Origin of the sequence: Ideonella oryzae, from assembly GCF_024055665.1 — a bacterium.
Taxonomy (GTDB): Bacteria; Pseudomonadota; Gammaproteobacteria; order Burkholderiales; family Burkholderiaceae_C; genus Ideonella; species Ideonella oryzae.
The window spans coordinates 365,583-382,922 of sequence record NZ_JAMXMC010000005.1 but is presented as its reverse complement, the minus strand read 5'-3'; the positions used below and the strand labels follow the sequence as shown (position 1 = coordinate 382,922).

Annotated in this window: 31 protein-coding genes; all 31 read left to right on the top strand. The window is 63.1% G+C overall.

All coding sequences use genetic code 11. The features are described 5' to 3' along the window. On the top strand, positions 1–355 hold a 355-nt coding region (locus M0L44_RS10755; protein WP_494337296.1), incomplete at its 5' end, for an EF-Tu C-terminal domain-related protein. Between the two features lie 65 nt (positions 356–420). After that, positions 421–732, top strand: a complete 312-nt coding sequence (gene rpsJ, locus M0L44_RS10750; RefSeq protein WP_019561663.1) for a 30S ribosomal protein S10 — start codon at positions 421–423, stop codon at positions 730–732. A 230-nt stretch (positions 733–962) separates the two neighbouring features. Beyond that, the gene (gene rplC / locus M0L44_RS10745) at positions 963–1,634 is read left to right on the top strand and encodes a 50S ribosomal protein L3 (RefSeq protein ID WP_252769700.1); all 672 of its coding nucleotides are present in this window, start codon (positions 963–965) and stop codon (positions 1,632–1,634) included. Continuing rightward, positions 1,634–2,254 (top strand): 50S ribosomal protein L4, encoded by a 621-nt coding sequence (gene rplD, locus M0L44_RS10740; protein WP_022982231.1) that lies wholly within the window; start codon positions 1,634–1,636, stop codon positions 2,252–2,254. Before rplC ends, rplD begins: the two co-directional genes overlap by 1 nt. Beyond that, positions 2,251–2,562 carry a 50S ribosomal protein L23 gene (gene rplW / locus M0L44_RS10735; protein ID WP_022982230.1) on the top strand — a complete coding sequence of 104 codons (312 nt, stop codon included), beginning with the start codon at positions 2,251–2,253 and terminating at the stop codon, positions 2,560–2,562. Before rplD ends, rplW begins: the two co-directional genes overlap by 4 nt. Before the next feature lie 3 nt (positions 2,563–2,565). Beyond that, positions 2,566–3,390 carry a 50S ribosomal protein L2 gene (rplB, locus tag M0L44_RS10730; RefSeq protein WP_252769699.1) on the top strand — a complete coding sequence of 275 codons (825 nt, stop codon included), beginning with the start codon at positions 2,566–2,568 and terminating at the stop codon, positions 3,388–3,390. Between the two features lie 10 nt (positions 3,391–3,400). Continuing rightward, positions 3,401–3,676 carry a 30S ribosomal protein S19 gene (gene rpsS / locus M0L44_RS10725; RefSeq protein ID WP_022982228.1) on the top strand — a complete coding sequence of 92 codons (276 nt, stop codon included), beginning with the start codon at positions 3,401–3,403 and terminating at the stop codon, positions 3,674–3,676. An 11-nt stretch (positions 3,677–3,687) separates the two neighbouring features. After that, positions 3,688–4,017, top strand: a complete 330-nt coding sequence (gene rplV / locus M0L44_RS10720) for a 50S ribosomal protein L22 (RefSeq protein ID WP_026096979.1) — start codon at positions 3,688–3,690, stop codon at positions 4,015–4,017. 15 nt (positions 4,018–4,032) lie between these two features. After that, complete coding sequence (gene rpsC / locus M0L44_RS10715; protein ID WP_252769698.1) at positions 4,033–4,866, top strand: 30S ribosomal protein S3; 834 nt, start codon at positions 4,033–4,035, stop codon at positions 4,864–4,866. A gap of 2 nt (positions 4,867–4,868) precedes the next feature. Beyond that, positions 4,869–5,285, top strand: coding sequence for a 50S ribosomal protein L16 (gene rplP / locus M0L44_RS10710; RefSeq protein ID WP_022982225.1), 417 nt, complete (start codon positions 4,869–4,871; stop codon positions 5,283–5,285). An 11-nt stretch (positions 5,286–5,296) separates the two neighbouring features. Beyond that, positions 5,297–5,494: a 50S ribosomal protein L29 gene (rpmC, locus tag M0L44_RS10705; protein WP_022982224.1), complete on the top strand. Its 198-nt coding sequence runs from the start codon at positions 5,297–5,299 to the stop codon at positions 5,492–5,494. Further along, entirely contained in the window at positions 5,491–5,763 is a 273-nt protein-coding gene (gene rpsQ, locus M0L44_RS10700) for a 30S ribosomal protein S17 (RefSeq protein ID WP_022982223.1), read from the top strand. Before rpmC ends, rpsQ begins: the two co-directional genes overlap by 4 nt. Before the next feature lie 324 nt (positions 5,764–6,087). Then, positions 6,088–6,456, top strand: coding sequence for a 50S ribosomal protein L14 (rplN, locus tag M0L44_RS10695; RefSeq protein WP_022982222.1), 369 nt, complete (start codon positions 6,088–6,090; stop codon positions 6,454–6,456). A 28-nt stretch (positions 6,457–6,484) separates the two neighbouring features. Then, complete coding sequence (rplX, locus tag M0L44_RS10690) at positions 6,485–6,802, top strand: 50S ribosomal protein L24 (RefSeq protein WP_252769697.1); 318 nt, start codon at positions 6,485–6,487, stop codon at positions 6,800–6,802. A 42-nt stretch (positions 6,803–6,844) separates the two neighbouring features. Continuing rightward, a complete protein-coding gene (gene rplE / locus M0L44_RS10685) occupies positions 6,845–7,384 on the top strand; it encodes a 50S ribosomal protein L5 (RefSeq protein ID WP_252769718.1) in 540 nt (179 codons plus the stop codon). An 8-nt stretch (positions 7,385–7,392) separates the two neighbouring features. Further along, the gene (rpsN, locus tag M0L44_RS10680) at positions 7,393–7,698 is read left to right on the top strand and encodes a 30S ribosomal protein S14 (protein ID WP_022982219.1); all 306 of its coding nucleotides are present in this window, start codon (positions 7,393–7,395) and stop codon (positions 7,696–7,698) included. 24 nt (positions 7,699–7,722) lie between these two features. After that, complete coding sequence (rpsH, locus tag M0L44_RS10675; RefSeq protein WP_252769696.1) at positions 7,723–8,118, top strand: 30S ribosomal protein S8; 396 nt, start codon at positions 7,723–7,725, stop codon at positions 8,116–8,118. Between the two features lie 17 nt (positions 8,119–8,135). Beyond that, on the top strand, positions 8,136–8,669 hold the full coding sequence (gene rplF, locus M0L44_RS10670; protein ID WP_252769695.1) for a 50S ribosomal protein L6: 534 nt from the start codon (positions 8,136–8,138) through the stop codon (positions 8,667–8,669). An 11-nt stretch (positions 8,670–8,680) separates the two neighbouring features. Then, complete coding sequence (gene rplR / locus M0L44_RS10665) at positions 8,681–9,040, top strand: 50S ribosomal protein L18 (protein WP_022982216.1); 360 nt, start codon at positions 8,681–8,683, stop codon at positions 9,038–9,040. A gap of 18 nt (positions 9,041–9,058) precedes the next feature. Then, positions 9,059–9,577 carry a 30S ribosomal protein S5 gene (gene rpsE / locus M0L44_RS10660; protein WP_252769694.1) on the top strand — a complete coding sequence of 173 codons (519 nt, stop codon included), beginning with the start codon at positions 9,059–9,061 and terminating at the stop codon, positions 9,575–9,577. Positions 9,578–9,596: 19 nt separating this feature from the next. Beyond that, positions 9,597–9,782 carry a 50S ribosomal protein L30 gene (gene rpmD, locus M0L44_RS10655; RefSeq protein ID WP_022982214.1) on the top strand — a complete coding sequence of 62 codons (186 nt, stop codon included), beginning with the start codon at positions 9,597–9,599 and terminating at the stop codon, positions 9,780–9,782. Positions 9,783–9,810: 28 nt separating this feature from the next. Beyond that, positions 9,811–10,242: a 50S ribosomal protein L15 gene (gene rplO / locus M0L44_RS10650; protein ID WP_252769693.1), complete on the top strand. Its 432-nt coding sequence runs from the start codon at positions 9,811–9,813 to the stop codon at positions 10,240–10,242. Positions 10,243–10,269: 27 nt separating this feature from the next. Then, positions 10,270–11,580 (top strand): preprotein translocase subunit SecY, encoded by a 1,311-nt coding sequence (secY, locus tag M0L44_RS10645; protein WP_252769692.1) that lies wholly within the window; start codon positions 10,270–10,272, stop codon positions 11,578–11,580. Positions 11,581–11,608: 28 nt separating this feature from the next. Continuing rightward, complete coding sequence (infA, locus tag M0L44_RS10640) at positions 11,609–11,827, top strand: translation initiation factor IF-1 (protein ID WP_252769691.1); 219 nt, start codon at positions 11,609–11,611, stop codon at positions 11,825–11,827. Between the two features lie 27 nt (positions 11,828–11,854). Further along, a complete protein-coding gene (gene rpmJ / locus M0L44_RS10635) occupies positions 11,855–11,968 on the top strand; it encodes a 50S ribosomal protein L36 (RefSeq protein WP_026096976.1) in 114 nt (37 codons plus the stop codon). Between the two features lie 26 nt (positions 11,969–11,994). Further along, entirely contained in the window at positions 11,995–12,360 is a 366-nt protein-coding gene (gene rpsM / locus M0L44_RS10630; protein WP_252769690.1) for a 30S ribosomal protein S13, read from the top strand. A gap of 36 nt (positions 12,361–12,396) precedes the next feature. Next, positions 12,397–12,801 (top strand): 30S ribosomal protein S11, encoded by a 405-nt coding sequence (gene rpsK / locus M0L44_RS10625; protein WP_022982209.1) that lies wholly within the window; start codon positions 12,397–12,399, stop codon positions 12,799–12,801. A 243-nt stretch (positions 12,802–13,044) separates the two neighbouring features. Further along, positions 13,045–13,668, top strand: coding sequence for a 30S ribosomal protein S4 (rpsD, locus tag M0L44_RS10620; protein WP_252769689.1), 624 nt, complete (start codon positions 13,045–13,047; stop codon positions 13,666–13,668). A gap of 146 nt (positions 13,669–13,814) precedes the next feature. Next, positions 13,815–14,807 carry a DNA-directed RNA polymerase subunit alpha gene (locus M0L44_RS10615; RefSeq protein WP_252769688.1) on the top strand — a complete coding sequence of 331 codons (993 nt, stop codon included), beginning with the start codon at positions 13,815–13,817 and terminating at the stop codon, positions 14,805–14,807. Between the two features lie 112 nt (positions 14,808–14,919). Continuing rightward, positions 14,920–15,312, top strand: coding sequence for a 50S ribosomal protein L17 (gene rplQ / locus M0L44_RS10610; protein ID WP_022982206.1), 393 nt, complete (start codon positions 14,920–14,922; stop codon positions 15,310–15,312). A gap of 194 nt (positions 15,313–15,506) precedes the next feature. After that, the gene (dsbD, locus tag M0L44_RS10605; RefSeq protein WP_354004122.1) at positions 15,507–17,327 is read left to right on the top strand and encodes a protein-disulfide reductase DsbD; all 1,821 of its coding nucleotides are present in this window, start codon (positions 15,507–15,509) and stop codon (positions 17,325–17,327) included. Positions 17,328–17,340: the final 13 nt, after the last annotated feature.

The window sequence follows — 17,340 nt, the reverse complement described above, 5'->3', positions numbered from 1 at the left end:
CCTGCTGCGCGGCACCAAGCGTGAAGACGTCGAGCGCGGCCAAGTGCTGGCCAAGCCCGGCTCGATCACCCCGCACACGCACTTCACCGCCGAGGTGTACGTGCTGAGCAAGGACGAAGGCGGCCGCCACACCCCGTTCTTCAACAACTACCGTCCGCAGTTCTACTTCCGTACCACGGACGTGACCGGCGCGGTGGAGCTGCCGAAGGACAAGGAAATGGTGATGCCGGGCGACAACGTGTCGATCACCGTCAAGCTGATCGCCCCGATCGCCATGGAAGAAGGCCTGCGCTTCGCCATCCGTGAAGGTGGCCGTACCGTCGGCGCCGGCGTCGTCGCCAAGATCATCGAGTAATTGCATGACCGGCCGGTCCTGGTGCTCCACCAGGCCGGCTTCATCGCTCTTTACAAGGAACCGTCATGCAAAAGCAAAAGATCCGCATCCGTCTGAAGGCCTTCGATTACAAGCTGATCGACCAATCGGCCCTGGAAATCGTTGACACCGCCAAGCGCACTGGCGCCATCGTCAAGGGCCCGGTGCCCCTGCCGACCCGCATGCAGCGTTTCGACATCCTGCGTTCGCCGCACGTCAACAAGACCAGCCGCGACCAGTTCGAGATCCGCACGCACCAGCGCCTGATGGACATCGTCGATCCGACCGACAAGACCGTCGATGCCCTGATGAAGCTGGACCTGCCGGCTGGCGTGGACGTCGAGATCAAGCTGCAGTAATCCGCTGTCGCACGGGTAGGGTAGTTGCGGCATTCGCCACAACTGCTATACTCGCAAGCTTTTGGACGATTGGCCGCCTTCGGGCGGCCTTTCGTCCACTGTCCGTTTCGGGTGGTGGCATTTCGGTGCAGCTGCCTGAGGCGGAGTACGTCGACCCGGCCAATCGCTGTCGGGTCTGTGAAAAACCCAGCCCTTCGAGCCATTGAGGTCAGAAGGGGCGGAGAAAAACCATGAGTCTGAGCAACCGTCTCGGTTTGCTGGGCCGCAAGGTGGGCATGATGCGCGTGTTCACGGACGATGGCGACGCCATCCCCGTGACCGTGCTCGACGTGTCCAACAACCGCGTCACCCAGGTCAAAACCGTTGAGACCGACGGCTACAGCGCCCTCCAAGTGGCGTTCGGCGCGCGCAAGGCATCGCGCGTGACCAAGCCGGAAGCCGGCCACCTTGCCAAGGCAGGTGTGGAAGCCGGTGAAATCCTGAAGGAATTCCGCGTCGAAGCCACCGTGGCCGCCGAATACAAGGCCGGCACCACCGTGCCCGTGACGCTGTTCGCTGCCGGCGAGAAGGTCGACGTGCAGGGCACTTCGATCGGTAAGGGCTATGCCGGCACCATCAAGCGCCACAACTTCGGCTCGCAGCGCGCGTCGCACGGTAACAGCCGTTCGCACAACGTGCCGGGCTCGATCTCGATGGCGCAGGATCCGGGTCGCGTGTTCCCGGGCAAGAAGATGACCGGTCACATGGGCGACGAGACCGTGACGACCCAAAACCTGGACATCGTCCGTGTGGACGAAGCCCGCCAGCTGCTGCTGGTCCGTGGCGCGGTGCCGGGCGCCAAGAACGGTTTCGTGACCGTGCGTCCGGCCGTCAAGGCCAAGGTCAAGAAGGGAGCCAACTGATGCAACTCGAGCTCCTGAACGAACAAGGTCAGGCCACCTCGAAGGTGGACGCTCCTGACACCGTGTTTGCCCGCGACTACAACGAAGCGCTGGTGCACCAGATCGTGGTGGCCTATCAGGCCAACGCCCGCTCCGGCACCCGCAAGCAGCTGACCCGTCGCGAGGTCCACCACTCGACCAAGAAGCCTTTCCGTCAGAAGGGCACCGGCAACGCGCGTGCTGGTATGACCTCGTCGCCGCTGTGGCGCGGGGGCGGTCGCATCTTCCCGAACACCCCTGACGAGAACTTCTCGCAGAAGGTCAACAAGAAGATGTACCGCGCTGGCATCGCCACCATCCTGTCCCAGCTGGCCCGCGATGGCCGTCTGGCCGTGGTGGATTCGCTGACCGTGGAAGCGCCCAAGACCAAGCTGCTGGCCTCGAAGTTCAAGGCCATGGGTCTGGATTCCGTGATGGTCATCACCGATCAGCTGGACGACAACCTGGCGCTGGCTTCGCGCAACCTGCACAACGTGCTGGTGGTCGAGCCCCGCTACGCCGATCCGCTGTCGCTGGTCTTCTACAAGAAGGTGCTGGTGACCAAGGCTGCGGTGGAACAGCTCAAGGAGATGTTCGAATGAGCGCCAAGTTCAATGAGGGCCGTCTGGCCCAGGTGCTGGTCGCCCCGGTGATCTCCGAGAAGGCCACCCAGGTTGCCGAAAAGCACAACCAGGTCCTGTTCAAGGTCCTGCGCGATGCCACCAAGCCCGAGATCAAGGCCGCCGTCGAGCTGCTGTTCAAGGTCGAGGTCGAGTCGGTGTCCGTCGTCAACGTGAAGGGCAAGGTCAAGCGCTTCGGCAAGAACATGGGCCGTCGGGACCATGTGAAGAAGGCGTATGTCGCGCTGAAGGCCGGCCAGGAGCTCAACTTCTCCGGGGAGGCCGCGTAAATCATGGCAGTCGTCAAAGTCAAGCCGACCTCGCCCGGCCGCCGTGCGGTCGTCAAGGTCGTTCACAAGCACCTGCACAAGGGCGCTCCGGAAGCTTCGCTGCTGGAACCGCAGAAGCAGAATGCTGGCCGCAACAACAACGGCCACATCACGATGCGCCACAAGGGCGGTGGTCACAAGCACCACTACCGCGTGGTGGACTTCAAGCGCCACAAGGACGGTATTCCCGCCAAGGTGGAGCGCATTGAGTACGACCCGAACCGCACGGCCCACATCGCTCTGGTGTGCTATGCCGACGGCGAGCGTCGCTACATCATCGCTCCGCGTGGTCTGGAGGTCGGTGCCACCATCCTGAGCGGCTCGGAAGCGCCGATCAAGGCTGGCAACACCCTGCCGATCCGCAACATCCCCGTGGGTTCGACCATCCACTGCGTGGAGCTGCTGCCGGGCAAGGGTGCTCAGATTGCCCGCTCGGCCGGTACCTCCGTGACGCTGATGGCCCGCGAAGGTGCGTACGCTCAGGTGCGTCTGCGCTCGGGTGAAGTGCGCAAGATCCACATCGATTGCCGCGCCACCATCGGTGAAGTGAGCAACGAAGAGCACAACCTGCGTCAGTACGGCAAGGCCGGTGCGATCCGCTGGAAGGGCATCCGCCCGACCGTCCGCGGTACCGCCATGAACCCGGTGGACCACCCGCACGGTGGCGGCGAAGGCCGTACGGGCGAAGGCCAGGCTCCGGTGTCGCCGTGGAACACGCTGACCAAGGGTTACCGCACTCGCAACAACAAGCGCACGCAGACTTTCATCGTCTCGCGTCGCAAGAAGTAAGGGCTGGACCATGGCACGTTCACTCAAGAAGGGTCCGTTCGTGGACCATCACCTTCAAGCCAAGGCCGAGAAGGCCGTGGCCACGAAGGACAAGAAGCCGATCAAGACTTGGTCTCGTCGTTCGACGATCCTGCCCGACTTCATCGGCCTGACCATTGCCGTGCACAACGGCAAGCAGCACGTCCCCGTGTATGTGACTGACCAGATGGTCGGCCACAAGCTGGGCGAGTTCGCGCTGACCCGCACGTTCAAGGGTCACCCCGCGGACAAGAAGGCCAAGAAGTAAGGAGCACTGACATGGAAACGAAAGCAATCGTCCGTGGTGTGCGCCTGTCGGTGGACAAGGGTCGCCTGGTGGCGGACCTGATCCGTGGCAAGAAGGTGGACCAGGCCCTGAACATCCTGGCCTACACCCAAAAGAAGGCTGCGGGCATCGTCAAGAAGGCGCTGGAAAGCGCCATCGCCAACGCCGAGCACAACGACGGCGCGGACATCGACGAACTGAAGGTCACCTCGATCTACGTGGAGCAGGGCACGACCCTGAAGCGGTTCACCGCGCGCGCCAAGGGCCGCGGCAACCGCATCAGCAAGCCGACCTGCCACATCTACGTGACCGTGGGCAACTGAGGCTAAAGGAAGACCATGGGACAGAAAATCCATCCGACCGGCTTCCGCCTGCCCGTCACGCGTGCGTGGGCGTCTCGCTGGTACGCGAACAACCGCAACTTCGCCGGCATGCTGGCCGAAGACCTGGAGGTGCGCGAGTACCTCAAGGCTCGGCTGAAGAACGCCGCCGTGTCGCGCATCCTGATCGAGCGTCCTGCCAAGAACGCCCGAATCACGATCTACTCCGCCCGTCCGGGTGTGGTGATCGGCAAGAAGGGTGAGGACATCGAAAACCTGAAGGCCGAACTGACCAAGCGTCTGGGCGTGCCGGTGGCCGTGAACATCGAGGAAGTGCGCAAGCCCGAAATCGATGCGCAGCTGATCGCCGACTCGATCACCCAGCAGCTGGAAAAGCGCATCATGTTCCGCCGCGCTATGAAGCGCGCGATGCAGAACGCGATGCGTCTGGGCGCCCAGGGCATCAAGATCATGTCCGGCGGCCGTCTGAACGGCATCGAAATCGCCCGTACCGAGTGGTACCGCGAAGGTCGCGTGCCCCTGCACACCCTGAAGGCTGACATCGACTATGGCTTCTCCGAAGCCAAGACGACCTACGGCGTGATCGGCGTGAAGGTGTGGGTGTACCGCGGTGACCGCCTGGCCAACGGCGAGGCTCCCGTGATCAAGAGCGAAGGCCCCGAAGAGGATCGCCGTCCGCGTCGCAACGCCCGTCCGGGCGCTCCGACCGGTCGTGGTCGTCCGGGTGACCGTGCCCCGCGTGCTGACAAGCCCGCCGAGGCCGGTGCCGCGCCCGCCGCCGTCAAGCGTGTCCGCAAGGCCGCTCCGGCTGCCGAGGGCAAAGGAGAATAAGCATGCTGCAACCATCCCGTCGCAAGTTCCGCAAGGAACAGAAGGGCCGCAACACGGGTGTCGCCACCCGTGGTGCGCTGGTGTCCTTCGGTGAGTACGGCCTGAAGGCAACCGAGCGTGGTCGTCTGACCGCGCGTCAGATCGAAGCGGCTCGTCGTGCGATCTCCCGCCACATCAAGCGTGGTGGCCGCATCTTCATCCGCATCTTCCCGGACAAGCCGATCTCCCAGAAGCCTGCCGAAGTCCGTATGGGTAACGGTAAGGGCAATCCGGAGTACTACGTGGCTGAGATCCAGCCCGGCAAGGTGCTCTACGAGATCAACGGTGTGCCGGAAGAGCTGGCCCGTGAAGCGTTCACGCTGGCCGCTGCGAAGCTGCCGCTGCGTTGCACCTTCGTGGCCCGCCAGATCGGCGCCTGAGAGGAGCATTCATGAAAGCATCTGAACTGCGCGCCAAGGATGTCGCTGCACTCGAGAAGGAAGTCTCCGACCTCCTGAAGGCGCACTTCAACCTGCGCATGCAAAAGGGCACTCAGCAGCTGGGTAACACCTCGCTGCTGGGCAAGACCCGTCGCGACATTGCGCGTGCCAAGACCATCCTGGCCGAGAAGAAGGGAGCCGCTAAGTGAGCGAGACCCAAGCCACCAAGAACACGCGCACCCTGATCGGCCGCGTGGTGAGCGACAAGCGCTCCAAGTCGGTGACCGTGCTGGTCGAGAGCCGCGTCAAGCACCCGCTGTACGGCAAGATCGTCGGCCAATCCCGCAAGTACCACGCCCACGATGAGAAGGGCGAGTACCACATGGGTGACACCGTCGAAATCGCCGAGTCGCGTCCCATCTCGAAGACCAAGAACTGGGTGGTGACCCGCCTGGTCGAGAAGGCCCGTCTGGTCTGATCGAACGTCCAGGGCGTCCGCGCCCTGGGCCCGCAACCGGAAGGTGTGTGCAAGCGCCTTCCGGTTTTTTCGTTTCTCGGCGGTCGACGTGTTGACAACGTCAGACTGGCTGTGGATAATCGTCAGCTTCGCCGGAATAGGTGTGGCTGTAAGTCGGGTTGCTTGTTGAGAGCGATCAGGCAGACCCAGTCAAGGCCGTTTCGGTTTCAGCCCAAGCGGCAGCTGTTGCGCAATCTGTGCGGTGGCTGCAAGACGGGCCCAATACTGACCGCTCGCGCATCGCCAAGGGGGTGAGGCGGGGCGGGAGCAAGTTGGGGAATACACATGATTCAAATGCAATCGCGGCTTGACGTCGCGGACAACACTGGCGCCAAGTCCGTCATGTGCATCAAGGTGCTGGGCGGCTCCAAGCGTCGCTACGCCGGCATTGGAGACATCATCAAGGTCAGCATCAAGGATGCTGCCCCGCGCGGTCGCGTGAAGAAGGGTGAGGTCTACAGCGCCGTGGTCGTGCGTACCGCCAAGGGCGTGCGTCGCCAGGACGGCTCGCTGATCAAGTTCGACGGCAACGCCGCCGTGCTGCTGAACGCCAAGCTCGAACCGATCGGAACCCGCATCTTTGGCCCGGTGACCCGTGAACTGCGCTCTGAGCGCTTCATGAAGATCGTGTCGCTGGCGCCGGAAGTTCTTTGATCGGCCTGGTGCAGAAAGAGGAAACGCGATGAACAAGATTCGCAAGGGCGACCATGTGGTCGTGCTGACCGGCCGTGACAAGGGCAAGCGTGGCACCGTGCTGGAGCGTGTGGATGCCGACCATGTGATGGTCGAAGGTATCAACGTTGCCAAGAAGCACGTCAAGCCGAACCCGATGAAGGGCACGACCGGCGGTGTGGTGGACAAGACCATGCCGATTCACCAGTCGAACGTTGCCATCTGGAATGCGGCTGCCGGCAAGGCGGACCGTGTGGGCATCAAGACCGCTGCCGATGGCAAGCGCGTCCGGGTGTTCAAGTCCACCGGTGATGAGATCAAGGCTTAAGGCGGGGTACCCAGCATGAGTCAACAGCAACAAGCTGCAGTCATCGCCCGACTGCAAGCCTTCTACAAAGAGAAGGTGGTCCCCGACATGATGGCCAAGTTCGGCTACAAGTCGGTGATGGAAGTGCCGCGCCTGACCAAGATCACCCTGAACATGGGCGTGAGCGAGGCCGTGGCTGACAAGAAGGTCATGGACCACGCCGTGGGCGACCTGACCAAGATCGCCGGCCAGAAGCCTGTCGTCACCAAGTCCCGCAAGGCCATCGCCGGCTTCAAGATCCGCGACGGTGTGCCCATCGGCTGCATGGTGACCCTGCGCGGCGCCCGCATGTACGAATTCCTGGACCGTTTCGTGTCGATCGCGCTGCCCCGCGTGCGCGACTTCCGCGGTATCTCGGGTCGTGCCTTCGATGGTCGTGGCAACTACAACATCGGCGTCAAGGAACAGATCATCTTCCCGGAAATCGAGTACGACAAGATCGACGCGATCCGCGGCATGAACATCTCGTTCACGACCAGCGCCAAGTCCGACGAAGAGTGCAAGGCCCTGCTGGCTGCCTTCCGCTTCCCGTTCAAGAACTGAGGTGACACGTGGCTAAACTTTCCCTCAAGCAACGCGAAGAAAAGCGCGAGAAGCTGGTGGCCAAGTACGCGAAGAAGTACGCCGAGCTGAAGGCCATCATCGACAACGCGAACAAGTCGGATGAAGAGCGCTATGTGGCCCGTCTCGAGCTGCAGAAGCTGCCGCGCAACGCCAACCCGACCCGTCTGCGCAACCGTTGCGCCCTGACCGGTCGTCCCCGCGGCACTTTCCGCACCTTCGGCCTGGCCCGTAACAAGATCCGCGAACTCGCCTTCAAGGGCGACATTCCTGGCGTGATCAAGGCCAGCTGGTAATCGAGGCGAATTGGAGAATACGCTATGAGCATGAGTGATCCCATCGCCGACATGCTGACCCGCATCCGCAACGCGCAGGCCGTCGACAAGGTCTCCGTGGTGATGCCGGCGTCGAAGCTGAAGGTGGCCATCGCCCAGGTGCTGAAGGACGAAGGCTACATCGACGGTTTCGCCCTGAAGGGCGAGGCTGGCAAGAACGAGCTGGAAATCGGTCTGAAGTACTACGCGGGTCGTCCCGTCATCGAACGCATTGAGCGCGTGAGCCGTCCTGGCCTGCGCATCTACCGCGGCCGTGACGCCATTCCCCAGGTCATGAACGGCCTGGGTGTGGCCATCGTCACCACCCCCAAGGGTGTGATGACCGATCGCAAAGCGCGCGCTGCCGGTGTCGGTGGCGAAGTGCTGTGCTACGTGGCCTAACGGAAGGAGTCGAGCAAATGTCCCGCGTTGGAAAGATGCCGATCGCCGTCCCGCAAGGCGTGGATGTGAAGATCGCCGCTGACCAGATCACCGTCAAGGGCGCCAACGGCACCCTGGTGCGCCAGGCGCACCCGCTGGTCTCGGTCAAGCAAGAAGGCGCCGCACTGCAAGTGGTTCCGGTCAACGAAACGACCGAAGCCAACGCCATGAGCGGTACCGTCCGTGCGCTGCTGGCCAACATGGTCAGCGGTGTGAGCAAGGGCTTCGAGAAGAAGCTGACCCTGGTGGGCGTGGGTTTCCGTGCCCAGGCCCAGGGCCAGAAGCTGAATCTGCAGATCGGCTTCTCTCACCCGGTCGTCAAGGAAATGCCGACTGGCATCTCCGTGGCCACGCCGACCCCGACTGAAATCATCATCAAGGGCGCAGACAGCCAGGTGGTGGGGCAGCTGGCGGCCGAAGTTCGCGCGTTCCGGCCGCCGGAGCCCTACAAGGGCAAGGGCATCCGCTACGTCGACGAGCGCGTGGTCATCAAAGAGACCAAGAAGAAGTAAGGAGCGACACCATGCTGAACAAGAAAGAACAGCGTCTGCGTCGTGCGCGCCAAACCCGCGCACGCATTGCCAAGCAGGGCGTCGCTCGCCTGACGGTTTACCGTTCGAACACCCACATCTACGCGTCGGTCATCTCCGAGGACGGCGCCAAGGTCGTGGCTTCGGCGTCGACCGTGGAAAAGGAACTGCGCGAGCAGCTGTCGGGCAACGGTGGCAACGCTGCCGCCGCCGCCCTGGTCGGCAAGCGCATCGCCGAGAAGGCCAAGGCCGCTGGCGTCGAGAAGGTGGCCTTCGACCGTGCGGGCTTTGCCTACCACGGCCGCATCAAGGCACTGGCCGACGCGGCGCGCGAAGCCGGTCTGCAGTTCTGATCGCGAAGGAATACAGAAATGGCAAAGTTCACTCCCCGCGCTCAGGCCGAAGGCAATGACGACGGCCTGAAGGAAAAGATGATCGCGGTCAACCGCGTGACGAAGGTGGTCAAGGGTGGTCGTACCCTCAGCTTCGCTGCGCTGACCGTGGTGGGCGACGGCGACGGCCGCGTCGGCATGGGCAAGGGCAAGGCCAAGGAAGTGCCGGTTTCGGTGCAGAAGGCCATGGAGTCGGCCCGCCGCAACATGGTCAAGGTCAGCCTGAAGAACGGCACCATCCACCACCGTGTGGAAGGTGAACATGGCGCCGCCCGCGTGCTGATGATGCCCGCGCCTGCCGGTACCGGCATCATCGCCGGCGGCCCGATGCGCGCTGTCTTTGAAGTGCTGGGCATCACCGACATCGTGGCCAAGAGCCACGGCACGTCGAATGCCTACAACATGGTGCGTGCCACGCTGGATGCGCTGAAGAACCTCACCACCCCGGCTGAAGTCGCTTCCAAGCGCGGCAAGTCGGTGGAAGAGATCTTCAACTGATCGGCCCAGGAGAATCGCAATGACGGAAGCCAAGAAGACCCTCAAGGTCAAGCTGGTCAAGAGCCCGATCGGCTGCAAGCAGTCTCACCGCGAGACCGTGCGTGGCCTGGGCCTGCGTCGCATGAACAGCGAGCGCGTCCTGGAGGACACGCCCGCCGTGCGTGGCATGATCAACAAGATTGCCTACCTGGTCCAGGTGCTGTAAGGCGCCCACCGGTACAAGGAAAAGCAACATGGAACTCAATACCATCAAGCCGGCCGACGGCTCCAAGCACGCCAAGCGTCGCGTGGGTCGCGGCATTGGTTCTGGCCTGGGCAAGACCGCCGGTCGTGGCCACAAGGGTCAGAAGTCCCGCGCTGGCGGCTACCACAAGGTCGGCTTTGAGGGCGGTCAGATGCCCATGCATCGTCGTCTGCCCAAGCGCGGCTTCAAGTCTGCTCTGCTGAAGTACAACGCCGAGATCACTCTGAGTGAGTTGCAGGCGCTGGATCTGGCGGAAGTGGACGTGCTGGCCCTGAAGCAAGTTGGCCTGGTGGCCCAGATCGTGAAGAACGTGAAGGTCATCAAGTCTGGCGAGCTGTCCAAGAAGGTGGTCCTGAAGGGTGTCGGCGCCACTGCCGGTGCCAAGGCCGTCATCGAGGCTGCTGGCGGCCAGGTCGCCTGAGTCTGATCGTCAGAGGATCCCACGCCTGTGGCAACCGCACCCAATCAGCTGGCCAAGACTGGTAAGTTCGGCGACCTGCGTCGCCGGCTGATCTTCTTGCTGCTGGCTCTGGTCGTCTACCGGATCGGGGCGCACATTCCTGTGCCCGGCATCAATCCGCAGCAGCTGCAGTCCCTGTTCCAGGGGCAGCAGGGCGGCATCCTGAACCTGTTCAACATGTTCTCGGGTGGCGCGCTGTCGCGGTTCACGGTGTTCGCGCTGGGCATCATGCCCTACATCTCGGCCTCGATCATCATGCAGCTCATGAGCTACGTGGTGCCGAGTCTGGAGGCGCTGAAGAAGGAAGGCGAGTCCGGTCGTCGCAAGATCACGCAGTACACCCGCTACGGCACCTTGGTGTTGGGTCTCTTCCAGTCGCTGGGCATCGCCCTGGCTCTGGAGGGGTCGCAAGGTCTGGTGCTGGATCCGGGCTTCGGCTTCCGTGTGACCACGGTGGTCAGCCTGGTGGCCGGCACGATGTTCCTGATGTGGTTGGGTGAGCAGATCACCGAGCGCGGTCTGGGCAACGGCATCTCGATTCTGATCTTCGGCGGCATTGCGGCAGGTTTGCCCAACGCCATCGGCGGTCTGTTCGAGCTGGTTCGTACCGGTGCGATGAGTGTCATCGCCTGCCTGTTCATCATCGCGATCGTCATCTTGGTGACCTTTGCCGTGGTGTTCGTCGAGCGGGGGCAGCGCAAGATCCTGGTGAACTACGCCAAGCGTCAGGTGGGCAACAAGGTGTACGGCGGTCAATCGTCGCACTTGCCGCTCAAGCTGAACATGTCGGGCGTGATCCCGCCGATCTTTGCGTCGTCGATCATCCTGCTGCCGGCAACGGTGGTGGGCTGGTTTGCCACCGGTGACAACATGCGCTGGTTGAAGGACATCTCGGGGGCGTTGTCTCCGGGGCAGCCGATCTATGTGCTGTTGTATGCGGCCATGATCGTGTTCTTCAGCTTCTTCTACACGGCGTTGGTGTTCAACAGCCGCGAGACGGCGGACAACCTGAAGAAGAGCGGTGCGTTCATCCCCGGGATCCGTCCTGGTGATCAGACGGCCAAGCACATCGACAGGATCCTCTCGCGTCTCACTTTCGCTGGTGCGATCTACATCACGCTGGTATGCCTGCTGCCTGAGTTCCTGGTCCTGAAGTACAACGTGCCGTTCTACTTTGGTGGCACGTCCCTGTTGATCATCGTGGTGGTGACGATGGATTTCTGGGCCCAGGTGCAGTCTTATGTGATGAGTCAGCAGTACGAGTCGCTGTTGAAGAAGGCGAATTTCAAGGCAAGCTGAACAGGCTACGGTTCAGCGTGGGTTGAACATGGCGAAAGACGACGTCATCCAGATGCGGGGTGAAGTTCTGGAGAACCTGCCCAACGCCACCTTCCGGGTCAAACTGGAAAACGGGCATGTGGTTCTGGGACACATCTCCGGCAAGATGCGCATGCACTACATCCGCATCCTGCCTGGTGACAAGGTGACGGTCGAGTTGACGCCCTACGATTTGAGTCGCGCTCGCATCGTCTTCCGGGCGAAGTGAGTGTTAGAGAAGGTCAAGGAGAAGATCATGAAAGTCGCAGCATCTGTGAAGAAGATGTGCCGCAATTGCAAGATCATCCGCCGCCACGGCGTGGTGCGCGTGATCTGCACCGACCCCCGCCACAAGCAGCGGCAAGGTTGAGCTGAGAGCGAATCCAAGGAAGCACCATGGCACGTATTGCTGGTATCAACATTCCGCCGCAAAAGCACGCGGAAATCGGTCTGACCTACATCTACGGCATCGGCCGTACGACGGCGCAGAAGATCTGCGAAGCGGTTGGCATTCCCTTTTCGAAGAAGGTCAAGGACCTGACCGACAGCGACCTGGAAAAGATCCGGGATGAAGTCGGCAGGCTGACCATCGAAGGCGACCTGCGTCGCGAACAGTCCATGAACATCAAGCGTTTGATGGATCTGGGCTGCTATCGCGGCTTTCGTCATCGCCGTGGTCTGCCGATGCGCGGCCAGCGTACCCGCACCAATGCCCGCACCCGCAAGGGTCCGCGCAAGGGTGCCGCCGCGCTGAAGAAGTGAGCCCGGCTCGAACCGAACATCTGAAGAGATAAAGACATGGCCAAGTCCCCTGCCAACAGCGCCGCGCGGCGTGTGAGCAAGAAGGTCCGCAAGAACGTGGCGGACGGCATTGCCCACGTGCACGCGTCGTTCAACAACACCATCATCACCATCACCGATCGTCAGGGCGGCGCGCTGTCCTGGGCGTCCTCGGGTGGTCAAGGTTTCAAGGGTTCCCGCAAGTCGACCCCTTTCGCGGCCCAGGTGGCTGCCGAAATGGCCGGCCGCGCTGCGCAAGAGCAGGGCATCAAGAACCTGGACGTCCGCATCAAGGGCCCGGGCCCTGGCCGTGAGTCGTCGGTGCGTGCCCTGGCCTCGCTGGGCATCCGGATCAATTCGATTTCGGACATCACCCCGATCCCGCACAACGGCTGCCGCCCTCAAAAGCGCCGTCGCATCTAACTTGCAGTGAGGGCGTTGCCCTCGCTATAATTTAGAGTTACCTGAAACGCCGGCTGCGGAGCGATCCGCCGTCGGCTGTTTCAACTCTCCAGCCCGATGTTGCATGTGCACCAGCTGCCCGTGCCCGTCGGGCGCCACCGTCTGAGCGCATCCAACAATACCCGCCAGACTTGCGTGGTCCGCCGTGCAACTGCCAGTGCAGTTCCCGGTCGGGTCGCGTCAGATTAGACAAAGGACACTGCAGTGGCACGTTATCTTGGCCCCAAGGCGAAACTGTCTCGCCGCGAAGGCACCGACCTGTTCCTGAAGAGCGCTCGCCGCGCCATCAGCGACAAGGCAAAGTTCGAATCGAAGCCTGGCCAGCACGGTCGCACTTCGGGTTCGCGCACCTCCGACTTCGGTCTGCAGCTGCGTGAGAAGCAGAAGGTCAAGCGCATGTACGGGGTGCTGGAGCGCCAGTTCCGCCGTTATTTCGCTGAAGCCGATCGCCGTCGGGGCAACACCGGCGCCAACCTGCTGGCCCTGCTGGAAAGCCGCCTGGACAACGTTGTCTACCGCATGGGTTTCGGTTCGACCCGTGCCGAGGCGCGCCAGCTGGTCTCGCACAAGGCCCTGACCGTGAATGGCGTGGTGGTGAACATCGCTTCGTACCAGGTGAAGGTCGGCGACGTGATCGCCATCCGCGAAAAGGCCAAGAAGCAGCTGCGCGTGGCTGACGCTCTGAAGCTGGCCGATTCCATCGGCCTGCCGGCCTGGGTGCAGGTCGACCTCTCCAAGATGGAGGGTGTGTTCAAGAAGGTGCCGGACCGCGATGAGTTCGGTGCCGAAATCAACGAATCGCTGATCGTCGAGTTGTACTCGCGTTGATGACGATTCGGGCCTGCGCTCGCTCGTGCGCCAGGTCGAACCCCGCTGCGGCATGCCGGTTCCGCGGCGGGCTTTTGTGCTTCCGGCGTGGTCCGTCAGCCTTATCGGTGTAACGAGCCGAGGGTATTGAGAGGAACAGGACTTACATGCAAACCAATCTGCTGAAACCCAAAGCCATCGTTGCGGAGCCCCTGGGTGGCAACCGCGCCAAGGTCACGCTGGAGCCCTTCGAGCGGGGCTATGGCCATACGCTGGGCAACGCGCTGCGTCGCGTGCTGCTGTCGTCGATGGTGGGTTACGCACCGACCGAGGTCACCATTGCCGGCGTGCTGCACGAGTACTCCACCGTCGACGGCGTGGCCGAGGACGTGGTGCACATCATGCTGAACCTCAAGGGCGTGGTGTTCCGTCTGCACAACCGTGACGAGGTCACGCTGGTGCTGCGCAAGGAAGGCGAAGGCCCCGTCAAGGCTGCCGACATCCAGACTCCGCACGACGTCGAGATCGTCAACCCCGACCATGTGATCGCCCACCTGGCCCATGGCGGCAAGCTGGACATGCAGATCAAGGTCGAGAAGGGCCGTGGCTACGTGCCGGGCAACCTGCGCCGCTACGCCGATGAGCCGACCAAGTCGATTGGCCGGATCGTGCTGGACGCATCCTTCTCGCCGGTCAAGCGCGTGAGCTACGCGGTCGAGAACGCCCGTGTGGAGCAGCGCACCGACCTGGACAAGCTGGTCATGGAGATCGAAACCAACGGCGCCATCTCGCCCGAGGAAGCGATCCGTGCTTCGGCCAAGATTCTCGTGGAGCAACTGGCGGTGTTCGCGCAGCTGGACGGCGATGTGCTGACCGGTCTGGGCGAGGCTGGCAGCGCCAAGAGCTCGGCTGTGTTCGACCCGATCCTGCTGCGTCCGGTGGACGAGCTGGAGCTGACGGTGCGTTCGGCCAACTGCCTGAAGGCCGAGAACATCTACTACATTGGCGACCTGATCCAGCGCACCGAGACCGAGTTGCTGAAGACCCCGAACCTGGGTCGCAAGTCGCTCAATGAGATCAAGGAAGTGCTGGCCTCCCGTGGCCTGACCCTGGGCGCCCGTCTTGAGAACTGGCCGCCCCAAGGTCTGGACAAGCGCTGATTGATTGCTTTGGGGACCGGCGGATGCCGGCCCCGTTTGCCGCCCACCCGGGCACTGTGCACACCCCGGTACCTGATCCGGCCGGGGTTCCATAAAGAGAAAGGAAAGCACCATGCGTCACCGTAACGGTCTCCGCAAGCTCAACCGCACGAGCGAACATCGCGCCGCCATGCTGCGCAACATGTCCGTGTCGCTGCTGCAGCACGAAGCCATCAAGACCACCCTGCCCAAGGCCAAGGAACTGCGTCGCGTCGTCGAGCCGCTGATCACCCTGGCCAAGGTCGACACCGTCGCCAACCGCCGCCTGGCCTTCGCCCGCCTGCGTGACCGCGACATCGTCACCAAGCTGTTCAATGACCTGGGCAAGCGCTTCAGCACCCGTCCGGGCGGCTACACCCGCATCCTGAAGATGGGCTTCCGCGTCGGTGACAATGCGCCGATGGCTTTCGTCGAACTGGTGGATCGCCCCGAGGAGGCTGCGGCCGCCGGGGAAGCCGCCGAATAAGGTTGGTCTCGCCGCCCACCGTGGCGCGTCACCTCCCGACAGAAGAAGGGTCAGCCAAGCGCTGACCCTTTTTTCTTGGGGGGTGCGATCCCTGTCAGGAACCCAGGTGCCTCGGCGCCGTCTCAGTGCCCATCATGCTGCAGTCTTTCCTTGCTTGTTTCCGTTCTGGCCCGCTGTGCTGGGGCCTGGCTCTGTTGGCGATCCTGGGTGTTCAGGGGGGCGCCCATGCGGCCGGGGATGACTTCCTCGACCCGGAGCAGGCCTTTGTGCTGGCGGCACCGACCGCACAGGACAAGGCGGTCGGCCTGAGCTTCCAGATCACGTCGGGCTATTACCTTTACCGCGAACATTTCAAGTTCGAAGCAGACGGTGCCACGCTGGGCGAGGCCGCGCTTCCCGCCGGTCAGGTCAAGTTCGACACGACGTTTCAGAAGAACGTCGAAACCTACCATGGGCCGCTGGCATTCCGGCTTCCGGTGCAGCAGGCCCCGGGGCCCTTCACGCTGCGCGTGACCTACCAGGGCTGTGCGGAGGCCGGCCTGTGCTACCCGCCGATCACCAAGGTCTTCCGTGTCTCGCTCAAGGGTTTCGGCGGCGACGACACCGTGCAGGAGTCGGTCGACGGGGCGCTTGCAGCATCGCCTGCGGTCTCTCCCGCCGAAGCCGTCACGCCCTCGCCGATGGCCTCGGCGGTGGAGGCGGGGACGGCGGCGACGCAGGGGGGCGCCAATCGCATCGAGGCCCTGCTCAAGGGCGGGCACTGGTGGGCGATCATTGGCGGATTCTGGGTGATGGGCCTGCTGCTCGCCTTCACGCCGTGCGTGCTGCCCATGCTGCCCATCCTGTCCTCGATCATCGCGGGCAGCGGCGAGGCGACCAGCCGGCGTCGTGGCTTTCTCCTGGCGCTCGCCTATTCCTTGGGCATGGCCTTGCTCTACACGGCCATGGGCGTGGCGGCTGGCTTGGCCGGCGAGGGGTTGGCGGCTGCCTTGCAGACGCCTTGGGTGCTGCTCAGTTTCGCCGGTCTGCTGCTGGTCCTGGCCCTGGCCATGTTCGATGTCTATGAACTGCGCTTGCCGCATGCCCTGAGCAACCATCTCGATGGCATGTCCCGTCGGTTGCCCGGCGGACAGTTCCTGGGCGTGTTCGTGATGGGGGGACTCTCCGCCCTGATCGTCAGCCCCTGCGTCACCGCCCCGCTGGCCGGGACCTTGGTTTTCCTGAGTCAGAGCCGCGATGTGGTGCTGGCGGGTACTGCGCTGTTCGCCATGGCCATGGGGATGAGCATGCCGCTGCTGCTGCTGGGCGCCTCGGCAGGTCATTGGTTGCCACGTTCCGGCGCCTGGATGCACGCCGTCAAGCGCTTCTTCGGCCTGGTGCTGGTGGGGGTGGCCCTGTGGGTCGCGCAGCCCGCGTTGCCATCATCCCTGGCCCTGGCGCTGTGGGCGGGCCTCTTGCTGGTGGTGGGTTTCATGCTGCGCCCCTTCGATGCCCACCCCCACAGCGGCACGCCCCGGGTGTGGCTGCAGCGGGCGGGCGGCGTTGCCGCGCTGGCCTATGGGGTGATGCAACTCGCTGGGGCGGCCTCCGGGGGCTCCGACGCCCTGCAGCCGCTGCGCCATTGGAGCGGTGCGGTGGCCTCGCCCGTGGTGGCCGCACCTGCTCTGGACTTCCGCCGTGTGGCCTCGGTGGAAGAGTTGGACCAGATCCTGCGGACGACAACCCGTCCGGTGATGCTGGACTTCTACGCGGACTGGTGCGTGGCTTGCAAAGAGATGGAGCGCTTTACCTTCAGTGATGGCGGGGTGCAGGCGCGACTGGGCAAGGCCCTGCTGCTCAAGGCGGATGTCACGGCCAATTCCACCCAGGACAAGGCCTTGTTGCAGCGCTTTCAGCTCTTCGGTCCGCCCGGGACGATCTTCTTCGATGCGCAGGGCAAGGAGAGCGGTGTGCGGGCCGTCGGCTTTGAGCCGGCCGAGGAATTTATAAAAACTTTGGAAAAGGCTGGACTCTGATTTGAAAGTCGTG